Source organism: Arthrobacter sp. SAFR-023 (assembly GCF_051965295.1).
Lineage (GTDB): Bacteria > Actinomycetota > Actinomycetes > Actinomycetales > Micrococcaceae > Arthrobacter.
In genome coordinates this window covers 1-2,187 of record NZ_JBQCMF010000044.1, presented here as the reverse complement: position 1 = coordinate 2,187, position 2,187 = coordinate 1, and the positions used below count along the sequence as shown (strand labels likewise).

The following is a 2,187-nucleotide window of genomic DNA, read 5'->3' as shown; positions in this document are numbered from 1 at the left end:
CAACTCTTCCGCCCCGGCCTCTCCATCGCCGAACTCACCCAACCCGGCCAACCCGCACAACGCATCTCCCTCCCACGACGCAGCCTCCGCGACTGCCTCGCAGAAGAACTCCGCCGCCTCGACCCCGACGACACCTTCGGCCTCGTGCTGGGAGCGCTTGATTTGGTGCGGGACTGGGAGGACGCGCCGCTGTTGGCGTTGGTCTAATACAAAGCTGGCATAAAAGAAGGTGCCCCCGTCGTTCATACGACGGGGGCACCTTGATGTGTGGAAAGCGCGGCTAACGCAGCACTGGACTGGTGTCCTGGGCGGCGATGAGCTCCTGCGCCTCGGCTTCCGTGTCCACGCTGGGCATGGAGCCGGGCAGCGGGCGGCCGGCGGATTCGCGAAGGAAATAGATGGCAATCGCACCGATGACCGAGGTGCCCACCAGGTAGTAGGCGGGGGCCATGTCGTCGCCCGTGGCCGCGATCAGGCCTTGGATCACGAACGGCGTTGTCCCGCCGAAGATCGCCACCGAGAAGTTGTAGGCGATGCCCATGCCGCTGTAGCGGCTTGAGGTGGGGAACAGTGCAGGCAGCGCCGAGGCGAGGTTAGCCACATAAAACGTCACGGGGAAGGCAACCAGTGACAGGCCCGCCAACGTGGACCAGAGCTCGCCAATGCCGATCAGGGTGAATGCAGGGACGGCAAACAGGACGGTGCTTCCGGCGCCGATCCACAGCACGGGACGCCTCCCGATGCGGTCCGAAAGCTTGCCGGTGAGCGGGATGCACAGGGCCATCACCACCAGCACCGGAATGGTCAGCAATGTCCCATGAACGGGGTCATAGCCCTTGGATTCGGTCAGGTACGTCGGCATGTAGGACGTCAGCGCGTAACCAACGGTGTTGGCAGCGCCGGCGAGGATCATGGCGAGTACGATCGGACGCCAGTACGTTGTTATGAGGCCGAGCGGGCCCTTGGCGACAGCCGAGTCGCCAGCGGCGGCTTTGACGGCGGCGGACTCCTGCGCGTCCAGGGCTGCCTGGAACTGGGGGGACTCCTCGATCTTGTTCCGGAAGTAGATGGCGATCAGGCCCAGCGGCCCGGCCACCAGGAACGGCAGCCTCCAGCCCCATTCCTCCATCGCGGCCTCCCCGAGGGTGACCTGCAGGACGGAGACGGTGGCAGCACCCAGGGCAAACCCGATGTAGGAGCCCATGTCGAGGAAACTGGCGAAGAAGCCGCGCCGCTTGTCGGGGGCATACTCACACACGAACGTGGTGGCGCCGGCGTACTCGCCGCCCGTGGAGAAGCCCTGCACGAGCTTCAGAAGCACCAGCAGCGCTGCGGCCCAGATGCCTATCTGTGCGTAGCCGGGCAGGAGGCCGACGGCGAACGTGCTGGCCGCCATCAGCATGAGGGTGGCGGCGAGCACCTTCTGCCGCCCCACTTTGTCGCCAAGCCACCCGAAGACGACGCCGCCGATCGGGCGGGCAATGAAGGTGGCAGCGAACGTGCCCAGGAGGAACAGCGTCTGCACGGTCCTGTCCGCTTCCGGCAGGAACACCGGCCCCATGGTGGTGATCAGGTAGCCGAACACGCCGACGTCGTACCACTCCATGGTGTTGCCCACGACTGTGCCGCCGAGAGCCTTCTTCAGCATCCGCTGGTCCACGACGTTAATGTCTGAGGTCGTGAGCCGGCGGGAGTACTGTCTATCTTTGCTGTTGTGATCGGTAGTGACATCACCTTTGATCGTCATACAGGTTCCTTACTGAATTTTTGGCGGGGGGTACCCAAGCGTGTGGGTCCCTCTGGTGTTCCGCAGTAATCAACAGGCTTCGGCTTATGCAACAGAGTGCGTTAGCTCACAACCTAATGTCAAGAACATGACTTGGGCTGTTCCGCTTCCCTGGCGTCCCTGCTGGGGCACACCTGCCCGTTCGGGTAGGTGCAACCGTCCGATCATGGAATAGCAGGCGGGCACGCCTTCGGGGGATGATGGAGGGCAGCATATTCGGATGAGATCGGCACCGCGGGGGCGGCGCTTTGAATGTCCGAGACAGCTTATATCCCTGCCGGCCATCCCGGTCATCCCGGCTGCTCCCGGCAACAGCTTTTCCCCCAAAGGAGTTCCGTGTCTTCAAATCCGATTCGTGTAGCTATCGTCGGCGTGGGTAACTGTGCCGCTTCGCTGGTCCA

The 2,187-nt window shown here is 63.6% G+C and carries 2 protein-coding genes; one reads left to right on the top strand and one right to left on the bottom strand.

Annotated features, from left to right (window positions below; translation table 11 throughout):
* Window positions 1-207: OpcA/G6PD domain-containing protein (locus tag ACTHQX_RS21640; RefSeq protein ID WP_440159293.1), on the top strand; the 207-nt coding region annotated here is incomplete at its 5' end.
* A gap of 73 nt (window positions 208-280) precedes the next feature.
* Here ACTHQX_RS21640 and ACTHQX_RS21635 read toward each other — a convergent pair.
* Window positions 281-1,747 carry an MFS transporter gene (locus tag ACTHQX_RS21635; RefSeq protein WP_111904440.1) on the bottom strand — a complete coding sequence of 489 codons (1,467 nt, stop codon included), beginning with the start codon at window positions 1,745-1,747 and terminating at the stop codon, window positions 281-283.
* Window positions 1,748-2,187 lie beyond the last annotated feature (440 nt).

Bases quoted from the DNA above. Each gene is read 5' to 3' on its own strand.
- ACTHQX_RS21635 (WP_111904440.1), bottom strand. From the start codon at position 1,747: ATGACGATCAAAGGTGATGTCACTACCGATCACAACAGCAAAGATAGA.